The organism is Candidatus Bathyarchaeia archaeon, from assembly GCA_041447175.1.
In the GTDB taxonomy this organism is placed as follows: Archaea; Thermoproteota; Bathyarchaeia; order Bathyarchaeales; family Bathycorpusculaceae; genus JADGNF01.
Window position 1 is genome coordinate 411,443 of the sequence record CP166960.1, and the last position, 24,190, is coordinate 435,632.

20 protein-coding genes are annotated in these 24,190 nt (G+C 45.9%); all 20 read right to left on the reverse strand.

Features of this window, described 5'->3' with window-relative positions; all coding sequences use genetic code 11:
• Positions 1 to 118: 118 nt before the first annotated feature.
• The 20 genes from ACBZ72_02135 to ACBZ72_02230 all read right to left on the reverse strand — a co-directional run bounded on the left by ACBZ72_02135 (position 119) and on the right by ACBZ72_02230 (position 24,110).
• The gene (locus tag ACBZ72_02135; GenBank protein XES77687.1) at positions 119 to 2,581 is read right to left on the reverse strand and encodes a polysaccharide deacetylase family protein; all 2,463 of its coding nucleotides are present in this window, start codon (positions 2,579 to 2,581) and stop codon (positions 119 to 121) included.
• A gap of 19 nt (positions 2,582 to 2,600) precedes the next feature.
• Positions 2,601 to 5,288: a hypothetical protein gene (locus ACBZ72_02140; protein XES77688.1), complete on the reverse strand. Its 2,688-nt coding sequence runs from the start codon at positions 5,286 to 5,288 to the stop codon at positions 2,601 to 2,603.
• Positions 5,289 to 5,382: 94 nt separating this feature from the next.
• Positions 5,383 to 7,014, reverse strand: a complete 1,632-nt coding sequence (locus tag ACBZ72_02145) for an oligosaccharide flippase family protein (GenBank protein ID XES77689.1) — start codon at positions 7,012 to 7,014, stop codon at positions 5,383 to 5,385.
• Positions 7,015 to 7,047: 33 nt separating this feature from the next.
• The gene (rfbH, locus tag ACBZ72_02150; GenBank protein XES77690.1) at positions 7,048 to 8,502 is read right to left on the reverse strand and encodes a lipopolysaccharide biosynthesis protein RfbH; all 1,455 of its coding nucleotides are present in this window, start codon (positions 8,500 to 8,502) and stop codon (positions 7,048 to 7,050) included.
• A 115-nt stretch (positions 8,503 to 8,617) separates the two neighbouring features.
• Positions 8,618 to 9,505: a beta-1,6-N-acetylglucosaminyltransferase gene (locus ACBZ72_02155; GenBank protein XES77691.1), complete on the reverse strand. Its 888-nt coding sequence runs from the start codon at positions 9,503 to 9,505 to the stop codon at positions 8,618 to 8,620.
• Positions 9,498 to 10,649 (reverse strand): hypothetical protein, encoded by a 1,152-nt coding sequence (locus tag ACBZ72_02160; GenBank protein XES77692.1) that lies wholly within the window; start codon positions 10,647 to 10,649, stop codon positions 9,498 to 9,500. Before ACBZ72_02160 ends, ACBZ72_02155 begins: the two co-directional genes overlap by 8 nt.
• A gap of 12 nt (positions 10,650 to 10,661) precedes the next feature.
• Positions 10,662 to 11,585: a glycosyltransferase family 2 protein gene (locus ACBZ72_02165; GenBank protein XES77693.1), complete on the reverse strand. Its 924-nt coding sequence runs from the start codon at positions 11,583 to 11,585 to the stop codon at positions 10,662 to 10,664.
• 43 nt (positions 11,586 to 11,628) lie between these two features.
• Positions 11,629 to 13,761 carry a DUF2206 domain-containing protein gene (locus ACBZ72_02170; protein ID XES77694.1) on the reverse strand — a complete coding sequence of 711 codons (2,133 nt, stop codon included), beginning with the start codon at positions 13,759 to 13,761 and terminating at the stop codon, positions 11,629 to 11,631.
• Positions 13,762 to 13,820: 59 nt separating this feature from the next.
• Positions 13,821 to 14,939, reverse strand: a complete 1,119-nt coding sequence (locus tag ACBZ72_02175; GenBank protein ID XES77695.1) for a glycosyltransferase — start codon at positions 14,937 to 14,939, stop codon at positions 13,821 to 13,823.
• Between the two features lie 98 nt (positions 14,940 to 15,037).
• The gene (locus ACBZ72_02180; GenBank protein XES77696.1) at positions 15,038 to 16,072 is read right to left on the reverse strand and encodes a Gfo/Idh/MocA family protein; all 1,035 of its coding nucleotides are present in this window, start codon (positions 16,070 to 16,072) and stop codon (positions 15,038 to 15,040) included.
• Positions 16,073 to 16,200: 128 nt separating this feature from the next.
• Positions 16,201 to 17,382: a glycosyltransferase gene (locus ACBZ72_02185; GenBank protein ID XES77697.1), complete on the reverse strand. Its 1,182-nt coding sequence runs from the start codon at positions 17,380 to 17,382 to the stop codon at positions 16,201 to 16,203.
• Between the two features lie 37 nt (positions 17,383 to 17,419).
• The gene (locus tag ACBZ72_02190; GenBank protein ID XES77698.1) at positions 17,420 to 18,775 is read right to left on the reverse strand and encodes a polysaccharide deacetylase family protein; all 1,356 of its coding nucleotides are present in this window, start codon (positions 18,773 to 18,775) and stop codon (positions 17,420 to 17,422) included.
• A 41-nt stretch (positions 18,776 to 18,816) separates the two neighbouring features.
• Positions 18,817 to 19,548 carry a glycosyltransferase family 2 protein gene (locus ACBZ72_02195; GenBank protein XES77699.1) on the reverse strand — a complete coding sequence of 244 codons (732 nt, stop codon included), beginning with the start codon at positions 19,546 to 19,548 and terminating at the stop codon, positions 18,817 to 18,819.
• A gap of 22 nt (positions 19,549 to 19,570) precedes the next feature.
• Positions 19,571 to 20,032 carry an acyltransferase gene (locus ACBZ72_02200; protein XES77700.1) on the reverse strand — a complete coding sequence of 154 codons (462 nt, stop codon included), beginning with the start codon at positions 20,030 to 20,032 and terminating at the stop codon, positions 19,571 to 19,573.
• 3 nt (positions 20,033 to 20,035) lie between these two features.
• Positions 20,036 to 21,013 carry a Gfo/Idh/MocA family protein gene (locus tag ACBZ72_02205; protein XES77701.1) on the reverse strand — a complete coding sequence of 326 codons (978 nt, stop codon included), beginning with the start codon at positions 21,011 to 21,013 and terminating at the stop codon, positions 20,036 to 20,038.
• A 28-nt stretch (positions 21,014 to 21,041) separates the two neighbouring features.
• Positions 21,042 to 22,145 carry a DegT/DnrJ/EryC1/StrS family aminotransferase gene (locus tag ACBZ72_02210; protein XES77702.1) on the reverse strand — a complete coding sequence of 368 codons (1,104 nt, stop codon included), beginning with the start codon at positions 22,143 to 22,145 and terminating at the stop codon, positions 21,042 to 21,044.
• Between the two features lie 94 nt (positions 22,146 to 22,239).
• A complete protein-coding gene (locus tag ACBZ72_02215) occupies positions 22,240 to 22,623 on the reverse strand; it encodes a hypothetical protein (protein ID XES77703.1) in 384 nt (127 codons plus the stop codon).
• Positions 22,624 to 22,849: 226 nt separating this feature from the next.
• A complete protein-coding gene (locus ACBZ72_02220; GenBank protein XES77704.1) occupies positions 22,850 to 23,236 on the reverse strand; it encodes a hypothetical protein in 387 nt (128 codons plus the stop codon).
• Positions 23,237 to 23,335: 99 nt separating this feature from the next.
• Positions 23,336 to 23,503 carry a hypothetical protein gene (locus ACBZ72_02225; protein ID XES77705.1) on the reverse strand — a complete coding sequence of 56 codons (168 nt, stop codon included), beginning with the start codon at positions 23,501 to 23,503 and terminating at the stop codon, positions 23,336 to 23,338.
• Between the two features lie 28 nt (positions 23,504 to 23,531).
• Entirely contained in the window at positions 23,532 to 24,110 is a 579-nt protein-coding gene (locus ACBZ72_02230) for a hypothetical protein (protein ID XES77706.1), read from the reverse strand.
• Positions 24,111 to 24,190: the final 80 nt, after the last annotated feature.

Genomic DNA, 24,190 nt, shown 5'->3' on the forward strand with positions numbered 1-24,190 from the left:
TTTTAGTTCTCTATGATATTCTTGAAATCCTAACAAAACTGTAACTTCCTGCGGAAAACCATTGTTTTCCACTCTTTAACTTTCAGTTTTTGGTGCCAAAGAAAATGGGTGTGACTATTTAATCTGTCAGTGTTACCGTGTCGATGTACAGGTTGTCGGCGCCCCAAGAATACGCGCAACCAACTCCAACGCGTCCTATGTTGCTTGAACCAAGGTTGACGTTTGCTTCATCTATTAGCAGTTCGCCGTTGCACCAACCCTGAAGTGCACCTGATGAGCCTACAGACACTCGCATCCTCACATTGTACCATGTGTTTGTGCTGAACACAAACGGTGCAGACGTGTAAATTTGGCCATTTGCGTAATTGGCAATCTGAAGAACCGCTGACTCAGGACCATAATAGGCGATGCGTAAATACGCAATGTTTGCTTCTCCGCCTTCGGTTTGGTACATTAATAATACGGGTTGAGTGTCACTGTTAAAGGTAGCGAAGTTTACATAGAGGTTTGCGTTAACCGCAGGCAAAGAATCTGCCATGTTCTGGTAAGTGTTTGCGTTTTGACCCGCAGCCGAAGTTGTTACATGCGCCGCGTTTTGGCCATCGTGAACTGGGCTGGTTGCGGTTTGTAGTGAACCGCCGCTGCTTGTTGCTGTTCCGCTCCATGCGTTAAAGTCTCCTTCTTCAAAGCCGTCGCTGAAAAGAGGCTGAGTTGTCTGTATGTACTTGGCGGTGGCTGTCATGGTGGAGGTTACTAGGAGAGTTGTGGGGTTGTTGGGGTCTATGTTCCCGTTATAGGTAAAGTTCTGGAAAGTGTATCCGATGGGCGCATTAACTTGAAGAGTGTGCGAGCCCTGTGACACGCTAAATGTTTCTCCCGCAGCCCCAACGGGGTTGTTATCGATTAAAACCGTTGCAGCAATCTGGATGCCATAATTATCGTACGCGTTAACCGTAAGTTCAAAAGTCGGAGGCGGTGGAGGCGGCTCACTGTTCCTGCTGATGTAACCCGTTGCAGCTGTGAAGTCGTCGCAGTAAGAAGTGAAACCAGCAGGAGTTGCTCCAGACGGGTTGCCTGCCTGTAAGTGTTGGGCATTGGTTGGCAGATTTTGTCCCAACGCCAACGCCATCAAGGTGTCGTCAATCCACAGGTTTGCAGCTCCGTCAGTGTTGTATTCTATCTCCAAAAAGTACCAATGATTCGGCTCTATGTTTGCCGGAGCAGAAAGGAACCAGTCACCGTTAACGTTTAACAGCCAGTAGTTATTACCGCCGAAGCTGTACATGCCGCCAGCGACCACATGGGTGTACGGCGTGTCATATACATTCATGAAGTAAGTTGCCTGGTCGTTTGATAATAAGGCTGGGAACTGAACATACCCTGCAAAAAACAAGTCATTGTAGCTGTTGTCGAGGAGTTTGTCCCAGTAAGAGTAGCCTCCGACTGCTTGAGCTGCATAAGAACCCATATGTGCCGGTGAAGAAACAACAGCGGGGGCGCCATCGGTCCACCACCAACTGCCAAAGCTTCCACTTTCAAAGCCGTCTTGGAATATTGCTGAAACACTGGTTGGGACAAAGTTTGCGGTTAAACTATGGAAGCTTCCTCCACTCTGAGCGGGCAACGTCACGGGGTTCCCAGTCAAGACGTTTCCGTCAAAGAGCCAACTGCTAAACCTGTAGTTTGGCGCTGGGTTTGCAGTTACTGTTAGCGGGCCAGATTCAATGTTTACTATGCCTGAAGGTGTAGTGTATCCTGTCAGTGGTGGATTTGAATTGATGGAAACCGACCAGCTTGTAGGTTCAGGGATGTTAGCCATCTGAGCCACCATTCCCCAGTTAAGCCGGTAGGGGTCATTGGCGTCTACAGCTTGTCCAATTATGTAGCTGGTTCCTGCAAGTCCTCTGGCGGCAAACATTGGCCAAGCAACCGTGTAGTCCGTGACCCACCCATCGTCAAAACTTATCACAACAACTGCTTTTTGGCCATCAAAATCCATGTAGGCTTGGCGCATCGTTAAAACCTCCAAGTTGCCTGCATCTTGCTGGGCTACTAAATAATCCAGCACTTGACCTAAAATCTGAGGTGTAGTTCCATAAACTGCAGGTGGATTAGTAACTTGGTGCGTGAACAAATTCAATAATTTCTTCTGAACCACCGCGTTATCAATTAACGCCTTCAACTGGTTAAAATCAGCATCAGCTTGCATACACGCCGCAGACATAGTAAACCAGTCTGGCACAGGGTACGGTTCAGGACCCGAACCACCAGTGGTTCTGCCCGTTAAACGGTACTGCGAAACAACACTTACCACCTGCTCGTTGAGGGCGCCAGTGGGGTAAGCAAGATGCAAGGGCGGCGGTAAACCGTGCGTTTGGAAAACAATATTCATTGATGTGAGTTCATTGGCGATTTGGATGGGCGTTAAAACCGTTAGGTCTGGGTGGGTGAGTGTGTGGTCTTCAAAGTTCCAGGCGGGCGACGAAAAAGCTTTCGTGGGAAATGCCAAGCCTGCAAGAGAGAATATGGTTGCAGAAACCAACAATGCTGCCAAAAATATAGAACATACTTTGCTTTGCACAATAACACTCTGCCCGTTTCTAACTCGCCCCCTGTCCTTTAAAAAATATGTTGCTACACTGGTGTGCCAACACAAATTTAAAAGCCAATGTTGTATCCTGCGTTTTCTCTGTTGACCTTTTTGGGCTGAATAACGATTTCACTTTTTTTGCTGTTTTGGGGTGTCTCCAGAGGATAATAATTACAACAGCTGCTGCCGTCACAGCAACCAAGACAATTGTCACCGTCCAATCAATTGGTTCTTTCGGGATTTCCACAGTGAAGTAAGCAGAAACAACTTCCACTTTATCCGTGAAATAGTCCTTAACGTAAACTCTCAGCATGTGCGGACCTTCTGTTAACCCACTTAACGTAGTGTTACCCGCAATCGTTACGTTATCTGCGTCATCTAAGTTGTAGGTTATCCACGAGGCAGAGCCATTTATGTTAAGCGTTAAGGGAACGTTGCTTAACGTAACGGTTCCATTTTCTGGCGAACTTAACAAAACCGAGAGTTCAGTTCCAACAGGTACATAACTCCAAAGTGCAGAGTAAACCGCGTCGCCCACTACAGTTATAGTTCTGGGGTTTGGTTCGTCACCGTCTGTCCATTGGGAGAACGTTAGTCTGGCGCCGCTTGGGTCAACGGTTGCGTTGGCGAAGATTGTGTGAACAGAGTTTTTAGTCCATGTGTAGTTGGTTTTAGTTGTTATTGGGGTGGATGAGTTATCTACGTATACTTCTCCGCCGTTAGGGTCAACTGTAACGGAATATGAAACTTTTTCGGGGCTGACGGTGAAGTAGACAGTGTCTGAGCGGGCAACGTTTTCGGATGAGTCTATGGCGGTCACGGTTATGCTGTGAGTTCCAGCGCTCAAATCCCGCAGGGTGACGTTTTGAGTTATAGCCACTTCTTCTTGTCCATCTAAACTGTAACCCAAGTAGATGGCTTCCCCTTGTACCTTTAGAGTCAAGGGAACATCAACAGTTGCGTAAGTTTGGTTTGTGGGAGAAATAACCGAGATGGAAACGGGCGTGGGTGTTGGGACGATAACTGTCTTCCAAACTGCAGTGTATGATGCGGGGCCTGTTACAATTATGGTTCGTGGGTTAGATGTATCTCCATCTGACCATTTAGAGAAGACCTTCTGGGCAAAAAGTGGATCTGAGGTGGTTTCAGCGAACAGTATGTGCATTGAATTTGATAGCCATTGGTAACTTGTTTGGGACGTAATCGGCGAGGAGGAATTATCTACGTATATTTGACCACCCGCAGGGTCTATAGACACTGTGAAGACTTCAACCTCTGTGATGTCATCGTCAGAATTCGCCAAAAACACAACTTCCCCAGAAACAGCGCCCACCGCCGAAGAAGCGTAACCCCCATGAACTTCAACAAAGTCTCCCTGCATCAGGGAATCTTGTTCGTCCGCCAATGAGTAATTCCATGAAACCTGGACAGTTTGACCTGCTTGCATTTCGCTTGTGGGGTCTGATATTACGTTTTCGATTCTGACTTGGTATAGGTTACCGGCTGTTGGGGACTTGGTTACGTTGAGGATTTCGCCGTTGAACGTGACATAGTCTTCTACAGCGCAGAACTGGAACCCGTCTGTGCTCGTTTCGTCGTTAGTTGACGCGGCAAAGTCCACGCGCCAGTACCCTGCAGGTCCATTGATTTTGGGCGCTAAACTGTACGTTTTGACCGAGAGCTGCTCGCTAACTAACGTGGTTGCTTTACCTGTGGGGTCGGTTAAGGTGAGTTTGCCGTATGCATCTTTGTTGACGGTGCAGTAAAGCTGCAAAGTGCTTCCTAGCTTGTAGCTTCCCAGGCAACCTTGTGGACTTGGGAGCTGCAGGTTGTCTCCTTTGTCGCTCCAAACGTCTGCATGTAATGGGGGTGGAGGTAGTCCGTTCCAAACTTCCAAGTCATCCACCCATAATCGGTAGACGGATTCATCAAGGATGTCATGGTAGATTTTGGCTATGGTGGTGAACCAACCGCCAACCTCGGGGTTTGTCATGTGCAGACTGTTCTTTTCTAGTATGGGGTCGTTTTGCCTTGCGGGGTCATCAATCCAAACCTTGATTACCCCTTCGGTTGCGTCGCGGTACACGTAGTATTGAAGGTTGAACCATCGTCCCACGGGCAAATCAAAATACGAAACCTCTTGTAACACGGAAAAAACGTTGTTTACATCCCGTTGAACAAGCCTAAGACCATACCCCGAATCTAAGGTGCTTTTGGTGACCATCACTGCAAAGTATGGCGCGTAAGCGGGGCTTGCCGTGAAAAGGGGGTCAATGATTTCAAGCCAATTCTCCCCCGAAAGGCTCATCTGGAAGTCCTCAGGCAAATATAGCCAAACCGAAATGAACAGTTCGTTATCAACAAGGTTTTCCATATTAATCAGATTGAATTCATTACGGTACCCACTGTCTACATCTAAACATACATCTCGGTTGCCGCTGTGCGGAGTTGGTGAATTTTCTTTAAGAGTGCCGTCGTCCATGAATACCTCGACGTTTTCGCCATCAAAGTCAAAGTAGTTGTCAATGCCCATGTTAAGACTGTGGCGATTCCTTTTTGTTACCGACTCAAAATCTGTAGAATAAACTTCTTGAGCCCCATCATCTGTGTCTCCTCGGATTACTGGTACAGAAATTGACGCAAGAAGAATTAGGAAAAGGCAGAAAATCAAGAACGCCCTCCTGAAGCTTTGCTTCATTTCTTGCACCGACAAATTCTGGCTTACATGTTTCTGAACGCTTCTGGCTCCCGCTCTAAAGAGACCTTGAAAATGAAGAGCATCCCCATTCCGTTTAGACCTCAAGCTGGCTCTTGCTCAAGGTTTGTTTATGCCGAATTTTGAGGGATTTCTCCATGAACCTAAACGGAATCTCAAGCATTTTGGACACCACACCTAAACCGGAAAGCATGGTTCTTAAGTTGTTGAGGTCCGCTTGGTTAATTGCCCCAACAAGGGGTGCACTGGATAGATACACTACAATGAAGGCAGTGAACCCGAAGAATAGCCGTAACCAGTCAGGTGCATAAAAAACACTTAGTAGAAGAGCGGTAGCAACCGAGGCTATAAGCGATGCTATGGCGATTTTTGCTGAAGAATGAATGTCCACTTTAACTTTGTAGTGTTTCCAAATCCAGTAAAGTCCCCAAATCATGCTGGGTACCGCTGCGAAAAGGTTTCCGAGTATACCTCCAACGACGCCATATGTGGGGACTAAAATGAAAGCTAACGGTAGCCCCAATGCTAACGTGAGGATGCCTTGTTTCATAAGCAGTTTTGTTTCGCCTACGCCTGCTAAAAAATTGCCTACACTGTAGTTTCCCACTAACGCAAAGAGGTTAACTGCGACTGTGAGCGCCAAGAAGTAGGGTGCAAAGGCATATTTGGGGTCGCCTGAGGGTAAGTAACCAAACAGGGTATTCACCATGGGCGTGGCCAGAATCATTATGGCTAACGTCGCAGGTACCATGAACACTGAGGTGTACTTCACTGAAGAAGCGAAAACGGTCTGCAATAACCCTTCATCTTTATCCGCGTTTAACTTCGAAAAAGCGGGGAACAGAACTGTGTTAATGGGTAAAGTGAGAAATGTTGAAAGAACAGCAAAATTTAACGCTGCTGTATAGTTGCCGTACATCAATGCCCCAGCGTAAATGAACATCAACGAGTTAATTACAAGTGGAAGTACGCCTATTACAAAATTGGAAACCATCAAAGGCGCGCCGAAAGCAAACATCGGTTTGATGGTTCTATAAAAGTGGTGTTTGTTACCTTTGCCTTTTTTCTGTAAAGGTCTGAGGAAAAAAACAAAAACAGCTGCTGCACCGATTGCTCCTGCCGCAACATATGACACTGCAGCTCCAATTATTGCTCCGTACACGCCGTATCCTACTATGACAAGAAGTGGTCCAACAGCGGTTTTAACGATGGCTTGGCACACCACCGTCAGGCTGTTGAGTTTCATGTTTTCGTACCCAACAAAGATGGAAGTGGCTGCAGCCAGAACTGCTCCTGCGAATATGGAGACTGACATGATGGCAATTAAGGGTGCGGCTTCAGGGGCGTTGAGCACGGTGGCTAAGAAGCCTGACAAGACGTAACACAGCAAAGATAATGCGGCGCCGCTGACCACCTCAAAAATCATGCCTGAAACAATTACTTCATGGACCTCTTCGTTTCTGTTTTCTGTTCTGAGGCTGGCTATCTGTTTGGTCATAGCCGAGTTTATTCCCCAGTCTCTGAAGAAATTGATGATTGAGGAAGGTATTAAGGCGACTCCGTATATTCCGTACTCTGAGGCGTCAGGTAACACCCGCGCTAAAAAGATGGTTCCAACAGCCATTATCACCGTGGAGAGAACCACGCCGACCATGAGCTGAAAACTGCCAGTAGCCGATGTCTTACCCATGCTCAATGCTTTATCCATTAAATCACCAAAACACGATGGCGAAGTGGGCGACTATTTTCCCAGAAAATTCTCCGCCGAGTTTGTCATGGGTGAATTGGCTACGTGCCTGTTGTTTCTTAAAAGTTGGAGTTCGCTGTTTGATTTTGGTTGAATCAGAGGAAACTGACAAATTGAGTGGAAGAAAGACTGAAAAACGTTACAAATGTACGTTATGTGGTTTTGGTTAAGTCCAGGGTAAACGCCTACAAAAAATGAGTTATGCATCACAAGGTCTGTGTTTGTGAGTTTTTGAGCAACACGGTAATTGGCGTTTAAATATGCGGGGTGCTTGATTATGTTGCCTCCGAAAAGCACTTTTGTCTCAATTTTACGTTTTATTAACCAAGTGACGAGGTCGCTTCGGTTAAACGGGGCTTCCTCGCGTATGGTTAAGGGAAAAGCGAACCAGCTAGGCTCACTTTCTTTGGACCATTTAGGCAGAATAAAGAATTCTTCATAGTTCTTGAAGAACTCATATAGCTGGTTAAAGTTTTTTTCTCGTTGTTTAATGAATTGAGGCAGCTTCTTAAGCTGAGCAAGACCCATGGCGGCTTGAATTTCAGTGGGTTCAAAATTGTATCCGATGTTTATGTAGGAGTATCTCAGGTCATAGTCTTGGGGTAACCCTTTGAGGTTGTATCTTTGTTCATAGCTTGCTGACCTAGGGCATGACCTGTCGGTGCAGCTTAGCGGAAAACACATGTTCATCACACATGCCCGTCCCCAATCTCTCATGGACCGAACAACCTTTGACAGGTTTTCGTTGCTTGTGACAACACATCCGCCTTCTCCCGTGGTTATGTGATGCGCTGGGTAGAAACTGAAAGTTGCAAGGTCCCCAAAAGAGCCAACCTGTTGCCCTGCATACTTAGACCCCAAAGCGTCACAAGCGTCTTCTATCACAATCAAATCGTGGTTCTGGGCAAACTCCAAAAGCAGCTTCATGTCATTGGGGTTTCCCAGAGTATGCGATAGCATAATTGCCTTGGTTTTGCTTGACAAGGCATCGGACAGGCAATCTGTTGACATATTGTATGTGCCCAAATCTGAGTCCAAAAACACTGGAACCAGACTATTCTGTAATATTGGATTTATCGTTGTCGGAAACGCCAAGGCAGGCGTTATAACTTCATCTCCTGGTTTAAGCCCGCCATTTCCATCAAGTCCATACCGCATTATAGCCGAGACTGAAAGCAAGTTGGCTGAAGAACCCGAATTAGACATAATCGCCTTTTTTGCACCAATTAGTTTTGCCAACTCTGCCTCAAACTGATTGGTATTTTTACCTACGCCGAATCGACCATCCAAAATGGCGTTTATCATTCCGTTGATTTCTTCATCGTCATATACTGCACCTGAATATTGAACGCCGAACCCTTGTGTCTGTTTTTTAGCGCTCATGGAACGCTGTGCTAAAATTTCTTTAATATTCTTAAAAATGGTTTTGCGAAGAGAAAGCTCATTCATCTAAAAACCTCGTGTTCAAAAATGTTTTTAAAGAAAAACTTGAGATTCTAAATCTTCAGTTTTTAATAACGGTGAACTGATTCAAATCAGGCTTTTTTGACGCTCTGCATAAACGTTAATTTATTTTCTCTTTTTGCAGATTTGTGTGGACTGCCTCGTCTATTCTTTGAAGTATGTTTGCGTCGGCTGATAGACTGAATTTTCGAGCAAAAAACTTGCCGCTGTTAAATGCGACTTCCAGGTCGGCTTGTGTCAAGATTTTTGGGTGTCCTTGGTCGCCTTCTTTCCAGTTGATGTATCGCATATTGTTGTTGATTAGTTTTGATTTGTAAGGTGAATTCGCTAAAACCGTCTGGAAAAACATCTCGTCTGAACCACCTGAACGTTTATAGAAGCTTTTTAGTCGAGGATTTGAATCAGCAAAATCTGCTGCGTACTCAATTTGTTCTTTTGGTAAACAGAACCACACAGAACCACCATAAGGTGAAAGGTTTCCCGGGACTTTTCTTATCAGACGCGGGATGCTAACAATTTTAGGGTAAGGTTTTCTACCGAAACTGAAAAAGTAGAAACGTTGATACAGCCTGTCTAACCCGCCGTTACCTGACCAGTGGGTGCAGGGTAATTTGAAGAACTCAAGATACCCCAAACTGGATCCTTCAAACGTCTTCTTTATTTCCCTAATAGGCTTGATGGGGTAACAGTCACCGCTCAGGTTGATGTAGTAATTATAGTCAAACTTTTTGAAGTATCTTGCAGCGTCCAGCAGGGCTTCAACGTTTCCAAACGAGCCCCATTTACAGAGTCTATGCGAAACCACGGTGAGGTTTGCAGATTGACAGTTTGCTTCAATTATCTGTTTCCATTCTGCGAATTTTTGCTTTCCGACTTTTTTGTCGAAATGAACGTAGAAGAGGTCTTCTTCGGTTTGGAGCCTGTTAATGAGCCTAACTACTCTTTCAGGCTCCTTATAGGTCAATATGCAGTACGCAAGTTTAACCATAACTCTGCCTCACTTCAACGGGAGACTTTTGTTTTAGAGTTTTAGCAAAAACGTCGTAAAGTTGGTCACCCACAACTGACGCGTCTTTTTTGAGGCTTTCCTTCAAGCCGTTTTGTTGAAGTTTCAAGTAAAGTTCAGGTTCATTGTATAAGCGGTTAATGTTTCTAATCAATGCGTCTGTCTCTTCTGAAACCAAAGCATTACTTCCGTTCTCGACGTAATTGTCGTGGTAATTCATGACAAGCGGGGTCTGTGTGCTCCAGCAGTCCCCTATAAACCCCCAACCGCCTTTCACAACCGGAGTGTAAGCATAGTAACTGCCAGCCATCAACCGCAACGCTTCAAGACGAGAAACACTGGACATATACTTCACCGCGCCGCCTGTTACCTTTTCAAGATGCTTAACCATTTCAGCATGGGGACCCGGACCGACAACCAGAAATTCCTCTGTTGGAGTTTCCTTTAAAATTCGGGGCAAGACCCATTCAAAAATCTGCGTGTTTTTTGAGCTAGATAACGAGCCCACATAAATTCCTCTGCCCTTCTCTTTGACTGAAGAAACCATTTTTTCCGATGGCACATGGCTTGGCCAGTGCAAAAAATATACAGGTTTACCAAACCGAGAGAGCACAGGTAACTTGTCGATGTCTTTTGGGTGACAAGTGATAATTGCGTCTGCTCTTTTGTTCAACCAACCCCAAAGTCTCCGACCGCTGGGCACCCCCAGAAAATTCATCGCAAAACTAAACTTGGTGGCTCTGTAGGCTTCTCCCGAGTTTATTCTGCCTGCATCCTCAACCAGCAGAACAATGGGCACATGTAATTCTTTTTGCAGCGCCAAAGCAAGGCGCATGTTGAGTTCTTGAGAGCAGAAAATCAGGTCAGGTTTTAGGTCTGAAGCGATTTTTAGGCATTGTTCAATTTTGGTTCGGGGAAAAGCAAACATGTCCATATGTGTGTTGTAAAGTCGGTGGATGGGTATACCTGCCATGTTTTCGTAGTCGGGAAGAGCCTCCTTTCCTTTAAACGCCATGTCTTTGCAGGCAATCACAGCCATTTGGGTGTCCTTTTCAAGTAGGCGTAAGAGCATTTGTGCGTTGTCGCATCGCTCGTTCATTCCCGGATATATAGACAGAACGTTCAACTGCAATCACCTTTAAAACGCAAGAGGCATTGAGCGTGCTGTTTTGTTAGTTTTTTGTTTGTGTCCATACCCCTCCAAGTCCGCGCGGAAAAAGCCAACAAACCCTGCGGCGTTCATGAAGAAGCAAAAGGGCGCCAAAAGAAAAACCGTCTTTTCAGGAAGCACCTTGTATAATGCGAGGGCGCTTTTTAGGCCTGTCCAAAAACCCAGCGGAAAGAAAAGCTCCCAACGAGCTGTTTGGTCTTTATGTTTATGGTAAACGAAGTGGCGTCCATAGCCGTACCAGAGGTTTTTACACCAAACTGCTTTCCACGTTTCAGGGCGGAATTTTCGGTAGTACTTCGCGGAGGGATTGGCTGAAACCGTCCATCCCGCTTTTTTTAGCCTGATAACCAGGTCTTGGTCTTCAGATGCGCCTTTGATTTCAGGGTCAAATCCGCCGACTTGCTTTACTGCTTTTAGCCGGAAAATTTCAAATCCGCCCAACGGAGTTACTTCCGGATGTAAATTGCCCAGATAAACCAAGTAGTATTCAAAGAGTGAGAGGAACGTGGTTTTGATGGGGGTTTCTTTTGCTATGGCTGCGGCTATTTTGGGGTTTTGCTCCATGAATTCAACGTGTTTGCTTACAAAGTCTTCCTTTAAAACGAAGTCGTCGTCAACCCAGACAATGTAGTTGCCTTCTGCGTTTTCGATTGCTATTTGCCGTGACGCCCCCAGTCCCCTATTTTGAACTTGGATTATGGCGGTTTTTATGTCGGTTTCTTTTGCGAATCGGTTTATGTTTTCTGGGATTCCGTTGGGTTCGTCTTCATCAACAATTACTAAGCTTAGGTCTTGGTGGGAGTAATTTTGCTGTGATATGCTTTGAAGGGCTGTTTCAACTCGTGTTCCTGAATGTTTAATGCATAAGCCTATCGTTACTTTGACACCCATCTTAAACCACATGTCTGTACATGCATTTTGCGAGGCTTTCCTGTCACGGACTGAAGTAAATTTCGCTGTTTCCATTTGAGTAAATTCTGTTCTTGTCTTGCAGTTCACTTGACACGTAAGTCATGTTCACAAGACCCTCGTAGGGGTCAACAAGGTAACCTTGAATGTTCATGGTCCGCAAGTACACATATGCATCTGGCGGCACGTTGGTGTCATTGCACAAAATGTTATTCATGTCAACCACTGTCAGTGCGTAGCCTCGTAAAACATGCTGTCGCGCATCAACATCTGCGTAGAGGCTGGTTTTGTTTGTCACGCAAGTCGCTAACCAGTTCGCACTGTAAACGTCACAGTCGGGAACATAAGCGCCATATAACGTTTGTAACACGATAGGGTCAGTGCTTGAAGTCATTTGGTTGTAGCTAAACGAGATGGATGCACCAGGGCTAAGGTCGTCAGTGACCTCGTAGAAGTAGCCCACTTTAACTAAGAAAATTAGCGCAAACAGGATGCAAAGAACTGCAATTGCACTCGAACGGGCTTTTGCTGGGTTCATGAAGTGCTTTGAAATCCATGATAGGGCAGTTATTCCTCCGTAAAAGCAAAGCGGAGCTAAAAGGATCAGTGCCAAGTGAAAGAACCTGAATTCAACAAAGGACTCCGCTAACGAGGGAACCACAAAAGTCAACACAAGAATTGAAAGAGCTGCAAACGCCATCAGAACATATTCCAGTTGGATGTTCAACTTCTTGTAGTTAAGAACCAGCAGAATGAAGCCGATGCCTATGAGTAAATAGGGTATTTTGCTTATGAAGTAGTCTGTGGCGTAGGTTAAGGTCATGGTGCTAAAGCTTGGGGCAATAAATTCAGAAACTGTGCCGCCTCTTGACGCGATGTCTGAAAATCCTGATGAAAACGTTGTTGAAAGATTAGTGATGAACGTGATGAAAGTTTGGTATAGCGAGGTGGAAACAAAGGTGTACCAGAAAGCTCCGAAGGCAAAAAGCAGCAGCAAAACTCTTGCGGTTAACGCTTTTTTGATTTCAAGCGGTTTAGTCAACTTAAATTTTTCCAACAGAAAGATAGCTACCCAAGCAACCACCGCGCAGAACATGAACACGTAAAACGTTGAGTAATGAGAAACCACCAATGCTGCGCCGAAGATGCCAATTAAGAGCTCCTTTTTCTTTGAGCTTAAACTGTATGTTAGAATGGTGAAAATTATCAAGACTAAAAACAGTTCGCCGACTATTTGTCGTCTTTCTTCGCCGAAAAACCGCGGGAAAATCATGAAGTAGAAGGCACCCAAAAATCCCGTGGCTATCCCAAAGTTTTGTTTGTACATTTGATACATAGTCAAAGGCACAAAAGCGTACAACAAAAAATATAGAATTTTGAAAATCCATTCCCCGTTGAGGTTTAGCAGTTTTGAGTACATTGTGGGCAGGATTGTTACGCTGAGCATAGAATTGTAATCGCTTAACTCAGACTGAGTTAAAGACAGAAACGGGTTCCACAACGAATGTGTATTTGCCGAGTTGAACACGTAAAATTCGCCGAAAGTGTCAAATCCCAACAAATTTTGGGTGATGAACTCTCTTTGAAAAATGAGGGAAACCGCTACAATTACTAGGATTGCTGGAAGAACGATGGAAGGCAAGGATTTTCTAAAAGAAAGCGCAACCCCTGCCACTACGACTATCAATGTTGCCATTAGAAGCAAGGCTAAACTGTTGTGGTAGGCTGCCCCATAAATTGAAAGGGCAAGAATCGCGGCTAGCATGCCAAACAGGGATAACTGCCAGAAATTTGGCAACGTGAAAGTGTACTTAAAGCCCGGGCTGTCCCGTGCAATAAAGGTGATAAGCAACAAAACTGCGCCCAGAACCACTAACAAAGGCATCAACGATAGTGGCTGGGAAAATCCCATTAGCGGTAGTAATTCATTTAGTGCTAACCCTAAAAACATGGAGAAAGCAATGCTTAACCCTACAGCGAGTACAAGAGTTTCAACCATGCTTTTCAGGTTGAGTTTGAGAATCCTAACAATCAGCAGTCCAGGCAAAAAAGAAACATAAATGAATCCAAACACAAGCCGAGCAATTGGAATGTCAAAAAATATTGTGACTATAGCCAGTGCCTGAATGATTAAAGCCGATTTCAGAAAATTATCCAAAAACTTACACCTTCAAAATGAGTTTCATCGTAGGAGTCTGTTTAACCGCTCATTTTTTTCTACCGAACCGTTTCTGCTAACCCTATCGATTTGACCATGTCGTGTAACACTTTTTTGCTGTCAAACTTTTCAACGACAACTTGCCGAGAAAGGCTCCGGATTTGTTGCTTTTTTTCTTCGGGGAGGACCAAGATTGAGCGGATTTGGTTGCTAAATGCCTCCGAGCTTCCAGGTGGCACCAGAAAGCCGTTAACGCCATTTGTTATCACGGAACTAACACCTCCTACATCGGTCGCGACTGGAATGCAGCCGCAGGACATGGATTCTATGAGTACACGCGGCAAGCCTTCAACATAGCTTGATAACGTAAAGATGTCGGCAAGGTTGTAAAGCTCTAAAAGTTCAGGTCTGTTTCTATAACCCAAGAATAAGACCGAATCCTGAAAACCCAGCCGTGCCGCAAGAGCTTCCAACGCTTTGCGTTCAGGTCCTGCGCCTGCAACCAGTAGCATGGTGTCTTTTGAACCAATAGTCTTTAGGGCGTTAATCAAGATGTCTACCGCCTTGTTTTTGTCAAGTCGGCACACCGCCAAGATGACGTTTTTGTCGGCGTCTATGTTCCATTTTTTACGTAGCTCACTTTTTGAGTTTAAAGGTCTGAAAAAGGAGGTGTCCGTTGAAGACGGTGCGAGAGTAACCGAAACGCCGTGCTGGCTTTCAATTTTCCGTTTTAGCTTCCAAGAGACGGCAAAGATTCTGTGGCAGTTTTGGTAAACAAACTCTTTTGCTATTTTTTGAGCGGGGCTGTTTTCGAAGTTCACGTCGCTGCCCATGGCGACCACGCAGAGACGGTAGTTAAGCATTCTACGCATCAGAGCCAAGGGGTACGCGTGCGTGACGTAGTAGCAGATTACCACGTCTGGTTTGCTGCGGTTTAGAGCATTAAAGATGGAGAAAAAATCTCTTACAAGAGTTCTTGGGTTGAGTAAGTTTCGAAAACTGGCATTTTGGCTGTTAATGTAAATAGGGTCAAAGAAGGTGTTCTGGGTGACTTGATTTAGTTTAGTTATGGTTTCTTCAAAGTTGGGCTTGTCTTCTTTCTTGATTAGTGGAGTTATAACAAAACTATGGTTGTACTCTTCAAAGAAGTTTGTCCAGTGCGCTAGTTCCACCTTCATTTCTTCAGCCCAACAAAAAAACAACACCTTCATTTAATCAAACCCAACTAACAACAAAACACTTTGGAACCAAAAACTGGAGGCTGCCTTGCGGGTGGTTATATTTGACTGCAGATGGTGTGAACTGCTTTTACGGTGTCTCTGCCGTCTTCACCGCTGGTTGGGAGCTCACTGTTGTTTTGGATGCCTTCAATGAACTTTGATATGAACGTGTAGTGTGCACTAACTGTGATGGGGTCTCGGATTGCTTTTACAAGTGTGGATGCTGTGCTACCGACGACAGAGAAAAGCTGTCTTGATAAGGCAATGTTGCTCATGCCTACAGATTTTGCGTCTAAGCCGTGGGGCTTGTAAACGATCACTGTTCGACCCCAAAGGTCGCCGGAAAGGGCTGTTTTTGTCCCCACGATTTCGAATGTGTCCCCATGCATAAACGAATTGCAGGTTACCGAAACTTCGCCGACTGCCCTGCCGTTTTCAAAAAGTACCTTCAGTTCGTCTTTGGGAACCCAGGCGGCGTCACCAATTTTTTTGCTTAAAACATCTCGAACCTCGCCACCTTTCAGAAAAGACAGAAGCAGATACACTGGGTGAGGAATGATTTCAAAGAAAATGCCTCCGGGAAGGCGATGACTCCAGTGGTCTTTGTCACGCATCGCGTCACTGTTTCTCATTTCAAACGTGTGAACGTTGACACTAAGTACGTCGCCTATGGCGCCTGAATCCACGATTTCTTTAGCTTTTAAAACGGCTGCATTACAGAGGTTCTGATGAACGATGCAGAGCCTTACGTTGTTACGTTTTGAGGCTTCAATCATCTCTTCAGTATCTGCTATACTCATAGCCATGGGTTTCTCGCAGATGACGTGGCATCCAGCATTCATGGCTTCCACCGCTAAGTCTTTATGCGTTGCAGGAGGCGTGCAGATGTCGACAACATCAAGTTTTTCCTTAGACAACATCGAAGTTTGGTCTTGGTATACTTTTTGTGCTCCAAACTTGCCGGCGAGTTTGGTTGCGGCAGGCAAGCGCTGGTCGCAGATTGCGGTTAATTCGACGTTTGTGTTTTTTTGGTAAACTGGCAGATGCGACTCTTCAGCAATGTGGCCAGCACCAACTAATCCAACTTTCAAATCATTCAACTTCCTTCAAAAATTGTTAATATTAATTTCCATTTTCTGTTTATGTCACATATAATTTTTTGTGACTGTGAAGACACAACAACAACCAGCAGGCTGTTTCTTTGCTGCTCTGTTGTCTGTCAGGAAGATGTTACCCGAAGCTCCGCCAAACCGCCAACCAGCAAGCCCTCCAACTGCGCCGCCAAAACACTAAAATCATGGTCTTTGGCGAACTCTCTGGCTTTTGCTTCTAATGTGGCACGCATTGTTTTTTGGCTTAGTATGTTTGTCAATTTTGTTACAAACTCCGTTGCGTTCCTGTACAGGAACACGTGTTCACACCCAAGAGCCGCGACTTCAGGGAGCGGCGTGGACAGCACCGGTTTACCGTATGCGGAGTAAACGAAAAATTTTTCAGGCAGACGGATAACCGAGAAAAAGCGGTCCAGCCGGTAGGGCATTATGCAGCAACAGGCTTCTTGCAGCTGCCTTTTCAGTTGCTGAGCAGAGATGTAACCAGTGACTTTGACTTTTGAAGCCAGATTCAGAGCTTGAACGCGGGCCTCAAACTGGTCCCGAAACGTCTGTTTCTGCCACGGACCAATAATGACCAAGTTGAGTGTGGGAAACTTATCAGCAAGAATGCTAAGTGCTTGCAGGGGGGTTTCAAAGTCCAGCCAGTCGTCAATTACGCCCATAACCACCAACGTTTTATCTTCTGGTGCATTTTGGGGGCTGTCATCTTGTGGGATGTTAGTGTTGACGCCGTTAGTGAGAAGATAGCAAGGTTTAGCCCTGTCTATTTTTGCTGCTGCTTGAATGAGCGACTGACAAACAGCTAAACACATGTCTGAAGCCTTGATGTTAAGTTTAGTTACAGCCAAGGTGACGCCTTCAACGAGTTTTTTTGCCACATCCGAAGAACCCGTATAGTAAACTGAAGCTGACTCCGGGAAATAATCCGAAAAATCAAACACCTTCAAAGTTGTCCTTCCAGCCGCAAGAAATGCAACCAACCCGCACAGGACGTTCTCGTTGATGACTACATCAATTCTAAGGCGCCTTATGGCTGCAAAAACTGCGGGGCTTTGCACCAGCGCGTTTAACGTGAAGAAAACGGCGGGGTCCCGTAGCGGAAGAGCTTTTGAACTAACAAGTTTCACGTTTTTGGGTTCCCGTTTGGGCGGTTGGTTTCGGTAAAGGTCAAAGTTCCACGCGTAAACTTTGTGTCCTCTTTGGGCGAGTTCTTCGGCTATGTAGTTTATGTGTCCTGCGCCTGCAGCTCTTGTCCAGTCATTGGTGGGTATGACCAAAATATTCATCAGTTCACGGCTTTACGGGTTTATGGTTGTGGGTAGGTTACTCGTTTATGAGGCTGCATGTTCTTGAGGGGACAGTGACAGTTGCTTTCGGGTCATCTGCAACTGCGCTCACCAACTCTTCGTAGTACTCGGTTTTTCCGTCGCCGAACTCGTAGTCCGGGTGTACAAGAAACATGCAGACGCCTCCTAAATCTCGAATTACGCTTGCCATAACCGCCCATGACCTGAGCACTTCTGCGGGTTTTAACTCTAAAACATGCAGCATTTGATGGTCCTGCGGCAGAGTTAAGGGAATCTCAGTTAAGCCGTTTAAGGTTAAAGGGTAAACAGTTCCAACGCCGTGAGGTCGCATCGTGTAGGGATGCTTTGGTTCCCATGACGGAATTGAAGTGTCATACTTGTAGCCCGCCTCAATTAAAGCCTGAATGATGGTTGGGTTATGTTGTAGAATTGGGGCGCGAAAGCCTTCGATTGGGTGTTGAGTGATTTTTCCTAGCGTCTTTTTGGAATCGGAGACTCTTTGGACAAGTTTTTCTTTAGATAAATGTGCCAGCTTGCCGTCGTGTTTGGTGTCGTGTGAACCTACTTCTCCATGGTTAGCAAGTGCTCGCAATGCGTCGCCATTAAGTTTGTATCGGTTTGAAGGCACATACCACGCTGAGCGGACGTCATATTTTTCCTCCACTTTCTTTAAAATTCGAGCTTGCTGTAACCCGTTAGCTGTTTCAACGTCATGCGTCAGAATACAAATATAGTTGTTGGAGAAGACAGGTTTCTTCTCTAAAACTTTACCTGAAGCTTCCTCAATTGCCCTTACTAAGGCGAATCTGAGAGCATCAATTGGGAGTTTGTCGCAGAATGACAGGTTTTGGACTCCTTTGTCGGCTTTTAGAAATAAATTGCGGATGCCTTTTGGTGCCAGCCCGTAAGGGAGTGGAAGTCGTGTGAAAAGTTGGTGAAGTTTTGATTGTTTCGGATTTAAAGTTCCCTCTATTAGGGAATTGAATTCGTTGACAACATCAAACTTTAAGACAACTTGGTCTTCTTCAGGTGCGATGTCTATGGAGGTGTTGTCGTCAAAGGCGGTGTTGTTTGGCATGTTGTAGCAGTACCGCGTTTTGGGGGTAATTGACAACGCAGTGAGGGGAGTTGCGGATACAAAAGCGAGTTGTCCTGGTTTGTTCACAAAGTCAATATGCGCGTTTTTTGTCCATTTTTCAAAGTGGGTGGACTCCGATGGAATAATTACGGAGGGTTTTTTGTCGCTTATTTTTTCTTTATAGTTGATGGCGACCTCAGCGTTTTCTGGTTCCACCAATGACACATTCCACGGTGAGAGTAACTCTCGAATGATGGGTGTATCAGAGGGTGGCGCCAGAATTGCAATTTTCACTTGATCACCGCAAAATAAAGAGAAACGTGGGCTAAGCTGTTCTATTTTCTTACGCCCGCTTTAAGGTATATAAGGGGTCCAACTATTTGCCACCAGTCATGAAGAGGCGAAATATTTGAGTACCCCCCTTTGTGTCTGAATGGATAAATCTTTGACACAGGCACTTCTTTAGTTTTATACCCCAAAGTCAGCGCCTTATAATGAATGTAATATTCAAGCTCGTAGCCATCCAGCCAGCTTTGGCTTATGTCAATTTGCTGATCTTGGAATAGGCTTAGCTTGTAGGCTCTAAACCCGTTTGTAACGTCGGTGCATCGGGATTTAGTTAGTAAACTCCAAACAATGGGGTACAGGCGGCTGAACATGCCTCTTAACAAAGGATTTTTTACGCGTTTTCCCCCATTAAGAAACCTTGACCCCTGAACATAGTCGTACTTTTCCTTTAAAATCGGCGCTAAAAGCCTAGCAATTTCGTTGGGTTGGTCTTTGCCGTTTCCAGCCATTATGACTGCTACATCATAGTTATTCTGGATAGCGTATTTGATGCCTTCACGAATTGCGGAGCCTACGCCTCTTCTTTTCTGTCGCCGTATTATGCAGACGGGAACAGGAGTTTTTGAAGCTGCTCTTTCAACTTGGTTGATTTCTGGTTGTGTTGCTCGGTCAATAACGATGCAAATTTCGTCAACAAATTTTTTTTTGAAGTTAGCTAAAACCTGCACCAGTTGACGCGTGTTATTGCAGGACGGAATTATGGCAATCATCCTGCACATAGCAGCATCCCTCCACGTCAACTTATATTCTTCCAATAATACGCGCTGGATTTCCAGCAACAACCACCCCCTCGGGCACATCTCTTGTTACAACCGAACCCGCTCCCACTAGCGCCCTCTTCCCCACAGTGATACCTGGCACGATTACACTGTTTGCCCCGATGGATGCACCCTTTTTAATAACTGTCGGTAATAGTTTCCATTCTCCTTGTGCCTTGGGGTACTTATCGTTCGTGAAGGTAACGTTTGGTCCGATGAACACGTCGTCTTCAATTGTGACGCCTGTGGGTATGAAAACGAAGGGTCTGATTTTGCAGTTGTCACCTATAACCACGCCTTCCTCAACGTAAACATATGAATCGATTTTGCTATTCTTACCCACTGTACACTTAAACAAGTTAACCAAATCAAAAACGCGGGTGCCCTCCCCAATTTTAGCCCCATTCACCACCGCGAATCTGGGCTCACTCTGCGGGTTCTGCATCTACTACTCCACTTGCTCCGTTTTGCCGTTTTCCATGGCTTTACGGGTAAGCTCCAAAAGCCTTACCACGTTGGCTCCGACGATGCCATTGTTTTTGTTCAAAAATGTGTCGCTGGATGCGCGTCCTTCCCTAATGCAACGGACAAAATGAGCTAACTCCGAGTTCATTGTGTTGCTTGGCACAACGGGTATGTCAAAGAAACTGTTGTTTTCGTAACCCGTAATCTTTTGGTTTATGCAGTCAATTTTTGCAAACCTGTCTGAACCCATAATCTGCACTTCTCTCACTTTAACTGGATGCAGCCAGCTCACTTCGATGTGAGCCATCAGGTTGCTTTTGAATTCGCTTGTGATGTAGGCTGTTTCTTCTTTTTGCCCTGTTCGGTGGGCTTTTGCCACACAGGTTACTTTGCTTGGCCAATCGTTGGTTAGGAAGTTTAGTATGTCAAAAGGGTGAGGCGCTAAGTCTGTGATTATGTCTCTGCCCGTCATCAAAGGCATAAGTGCGGTCCAAGTTAACTTGATCCAGTACATGTCACCAAACCAGTTGCTTTCCACCAACGTTTTCGCTTTCTCGATGGATGCATCAAACCTAAAAATGTGGCCTACAGAAAGTACCAATTTTTTTTCATGCGCCAAATCCACAAGTTTAATGGCTTCCAAGGAATTTAGGGTCATGGGTTTTTCTACTGTTACGTGTTTGCCGTGGTTGAGCGCTTCTTTGCAGATTGTGTAGTGAGTTACGCTGGGCGTGCATATGTGAACCGCGTCTATGTCTGGGTTTTCAAAAATTTCGTCAGGAGTTTTTGCCAGAAAAGGGACACCAAATTTTTCTTGACAGAACGCCAAGTTGTTGTCAAAAACGTCGCAGACTCCCAAAAGGTTGACGTGGGGGTCAGTTTCATGCATTAAAGCGTACTCTGAGGCAATTTTTTTGCCCCAATAACCTACGCCTATCACGGCAACATTCATTTTTTCCATTTTTTCATCTCCCTTTAAAAGACCAAAGTTACTTTTTGCGTGCAAAAAATTCATGAATACTTTGGGACACTTGTTCAATATCTGATGGTTTAAGGTCAGGGTACATCGGCAGGCTGAGGACTTCCTTGCAGATCTGTTCGCAGATGGGGAAATCGCCCTCCTTATAGCCGTAAAGCTGCCTGTAGATTGGTTGCAGATGAATCGGTATGGGGTAGTGGATGCCACATTGAATGCCCCTGCCTTCGAGGTGCGCCTTTAATTCATCTCTTTTTTTCAGTCTGATTGCATAAAGATGATAAACTGGAACGGTCTGGGCGTTTTCGCTTGGAGGCAATTCGATTTCAGATAAATCGCTAAGCAGTTCATTGTACCTGTTTGCTGCTGCCTGACGTTTTTTATTCCATTCTTCAAGTCTTCGTAGTTGAACTCGACCTACCGCGGCATTAGCCGTGTTAAGCCGTGCAGTCACGCCAATTAAGTCATGCTCGTAGTGTGAGATGCGTCCGCAGTCTCGTAGCTTAGCAATGCGGTTGGCAACCTCTTCATTATCGGTTACTGCCATGCCGCCGTCCCCGCCCACGGTCATGTTTTTTGCGGAATAGAAAGAGAAGCATCCTACAGAGCCGATGCTTCCGACGCGTTTGCCTTGGTATTTGGCGCCATGTGCTTGGCAGCAATCTTCCACCACAACACGTTTTCCGTCTTCAGTCAGTTCGGAAACTGAGTTTAAATCGGCAGGGTAGCCGTAGAGGTGGACCGGCATTAGTGCTTTAACCTCCTCAGTGAGTTCCTGCTTCATTTTTGCGGGGTCTACGTTGTAGGTTGCCGGGTGTATGTCGGCGAAAACTGGTTTTGCCCCTGCGCAGTAAATGGAGTTTGCGGTGGCGATAAACGAGAAAGGCGTCGTCACAACTTTGTCTTTGCAGGTTACACCCAACGCTTGCAGGGCAAGCTGTAGGGCAAACGTTCCTGAACTGGTTGAGACGGCACGTTTTACGCCGCAGTAGTGGGCAAATTCTTCTTCAAACTTGTAAACACTCTCGCCCAAAACGAATTTCTCGTTCTGTAAAGCATCTACCGCGGCGTTCTTCATTTCCTCATCAAAAACTGGTTTCGCTAAAGGAATTTTCATTTGATAAAACCTCGTACTTATGAGCGCCCGCAAGGTTGACAGGCATGGTGTCCCCTATCCAGATTTAGTTAACAAAAACTTGTAGCCGCAGAGGTTAAGTTTGAAGGTGCAGCCACCCTCGTCCGCTTTTTTTGAACCGTTTAGGCGGCTTACGTTCTGTGGGCTGCACTTTTTTTGGTTGCGTTTTTTTCTGCGGTTTAATCATCGTTTGGCTGAATTTTCCCCAGCCGCCAGTTTCAGGTTGTGGCGGTGGATATTTGGTGCCGGCGTGTTTGTGCTGTTTTAGGATTTCTCGGTATCGAAGAGGCTTATTTTTTCCGGGGTCGCCTACTACTGTGCCTTTTTCGATGAAGAGTAGGTTGTAGTCTCTGTCAGCTATTTTTTCACCGTGCACCTTGTCCCCTATCAGGTTGCGCCAGAGGTTTTTCCATTGGTCGTTGAATTCGGTGCGGAATTTTTTTTCTTCTGCACTCGCCACTGCAATATCCCTCCCTGACAGGAGCAGACAATTCATCTGTTTAAAAACTTCAACCCAAAAGAAGCGGTCAAATAATACGCTCTCAAGCAGCTTCTTAAGCATGTGTGATTGCAACAATACAACAACAACCGCACACATCTTCGGTGGTTTTCGCCTATGCTGATTTGGGTTGGTACGGTTATGTTGATGGTGGTGGGTTTCTTTACGGTGAAGTCGCCTTGAATGGTTAGATTGTTGAGCAATGTGTCCGTGGCGCATATGCGGTATTTGATTTGGCTTCCCGCTGGTTGCTTGGGGATTGTGGCTGTGCAGGTTTGGTTGCTGAATTGCATGGGCTCTTCCGTTGCAGTTGCCCATTGATCCATTGATCCAACGTGTACTGTAGGGTGGCGGAGGTTAAGGCGGTACCGTTGGTGGTGTAAGTGAGGGTAGTCTGGTTTTGGGGGGCAACCTTGTTAATTAGCTTGGTGGCGTTGGAGGGCATCAGGGTTGCTTCCCCGAATTGGGTTTTTATAAGCAGGTCAACTCTGCCATAGCCCACCTCAACGATGAGTACCAGTTGGTAGAGCGTTTTCTCTAAAGAAGCGTCGGTGGTGTTGTAAGTTAACTGCATGTCTTGACCTTTAACTTTAAATTCGCAACTAGCGTGGGCGACGCCGCGGTAACCGTCGCTGTTGAGGTTAAATCCGCCGACCGTTCCTGAGCGGTTGTCCTATAAACCGGGTTCCCATGGCAGAGGCGAATCGTTGATGATTAGCGAGTCGGGGTTGCTCATCTTGTAGAGCCTTGCCTCATACATGTCCAGCGTGTTGGGGACGTTTATGGTGATTTGAATGTTGGATGCGTCGGTGACAAACTCGTATGCCCATGCGGTATCCACTGCGGAGTCTCCGTTGGGGCGTTTGCCTTCAAGGGTTGCGGTGGTCCACTGGTTGCATCAAGTTTTCAATTGCCATGAAGGTAGCGGCTTGGGTGCTGTTGCTTTGGCGGGCATCGTTCTCCACCACAAAGGTGTAGTTGCCCGTGGTTTTGGGGGTGAAGAAGGTGTCGTTGACGCGTGTACCCAGATGTTCGGGGAGTCCTGCGGCTTCAGTGTGCTCGCTTTCCAAGATGCCGCGGGGGTCGTAGACGTAGATGTCGTAGTCGGTTTTGGGGGTGGAGCCGTTGTGAACCCAGTCACCGTAAATGTAGACATGGTAGTTATGTCCTGCGACGAGGGGTTCGGTGATGCTCCAGCGGGTGCCCATGGGGATTTGGGTTTCGTTGAAGAAGATGGGGAACACGGGTTTGCCCACGCAGGTATAGTTGCCTTTGGTGATGCTGTTAAGGTAAGTGTGGACAAACTGCGTGTACTCGGTTTGCTCTGTTGCGATGACCTGCGTGGTTTGGGCGCCGACCAAAGGAGACGCGAAAATCAGCGTCAACACGAGAGCTACCCCTAACAGAGCAAGCGCTTGAATTTCAGGTTTGACGCTTTGACAGTTCATCGCCTCTTCCCAGAGGCTTCTTTGACTGAAAACTGCCTATATCAATTATGAAAACAAGCTCTGAATCCAAAATCTGCAGA